General features: G+C 65.5%; 1 protein-coding gene and 1 pseudogene. One reads left to right on the top strand and one right to left on the bottom strand.

What is annotated here, in order from left to right; translation table 11 throughout:
• Positions 1-405: pseudogene (locus tag FJ980_RS32945) on the top strand (substrate-binding domain-containing protein); the annotation flags it as partial.
• Positions 406-427: 22 nt separating this feature from the next.
• On the opposite strand, the gene FJ980_RS32940 reads toward FJ980_RS32945, so the two are convergent.
• Positions 428-1,184, bottom strand: a 757-nt coding sequence (locus tag FJ980_RS32940) for an ABC transporter ATP-binding protein (RefSeq protein ID WP_140547591.1), incomplete at its 5' end; no start/stop codon positions are given.

The raw sequence follows: 1,184 nt of genomic DNA, 5'->3' as shown, positions 1-1,184 counted from the left end.
GTCCAGCATGCCGCGCAGACGAAGCCATGGACCGAGAATTACATACTGATGGACTGGGGGCTCGAATTCCGCATCGAGCATGATCGGGCGTTTGCCGGCATGGTCAAGCCGGCCATTTCGGCCGGCCTGGTCTTCATCGGGTTGCAGCACGTGCTGTCGCAGCAAGCCGCCGCCTATCTGCCGCTCAGCGCCGTCAGCGCCCATATCGAGCGCGGCGAAATGAAACGCGTCGCGAACACGCCCGTGTTCCAGCGGCCGATCTATCTTGCCTATCCCAGCAATCCGGCGTCGTCGGATGTGCTCGACGTGGCCTTGGCGGGATTGCGGGCACTGACGAGGGATTGGGCCGGCGAGCAGGGCTTTGCCGAGGGCGACCGGTCCTTCAGCATGGCCGGCCATCCGTGAAGGGCAGGGGCCGTATGTTCGGCTACGCCGGCTCGGTATCGACCGCTGCCGGCCTCTGCAGCCTGGCGAGTTCCGCGTAGGGAATATGGCAGCGGATCGAGTGTCCGGGGCGCGCCTCGGCCAGCGGCGGTTCCTGCTGTTCGCAGATCGGGCCGATCTTGCGTGGGCAGCGCGTGTGGAAGACGCAGCCCGGCGGCGGATTGGTGGCGCTGGGGATTTCGCCGTCGAGACGGATGCGTGCCGTCTCGGTCTGGTCGAGTCTGGGCACGGCCGACAGCAGCGCTTCGGTGTAGGGATGATGCGGGCCGGAGAAAACCTCTTCCGACGGCCCAAGCTCCATGATGCGACCGAGATAGAGCACGGCGATCTTGTCGGAGAGGTAGCGCACCACGCCAAGGTCATGCGAGATGAAGATGTAGCTGACGTCTTCCTTCGCTTGCAGATCGGCGAGCAGGTTGAGAATCGCGGCTTGCACCGACACATCGAGCGCGGAGGTCGGCTCGTCGCACACGACGATGCGTGGATCGCCGGCGAAGGCGCGCGCTATGGCAACGCGCTGTTTCAGCCCGCCCGACAGCTGGCGCGGCTTCACGGCCAGATGCCGGTCGGTCAGCCGCACCGAGCGGACGAGGTCGTCGAGGCGCGCCTTGAGCGCCTTGCCGCTCAAGCCTGCCAGCCGCTTCAGAGCGCGGCCGATCAGATGCCTTATCGAATGCGAGCGGTTAAGTGCGGAGTCCGGATTCTGGAAGACGATCTGCATCGCCTTGACCTGGTCGTCG

This window comes from Mesorhizobium sp. B1-1-5, from assembly GCF_006443065.1.
Classification (GTDB): Bacteria; Pseudomonadota; Alphaproteobacteria; order Rhizobiales; family Rhizobiaceae; genus Mesorhizobium.
This window is presented reverse-complemented; position numbering and strand designations above follow the sequence as displayed.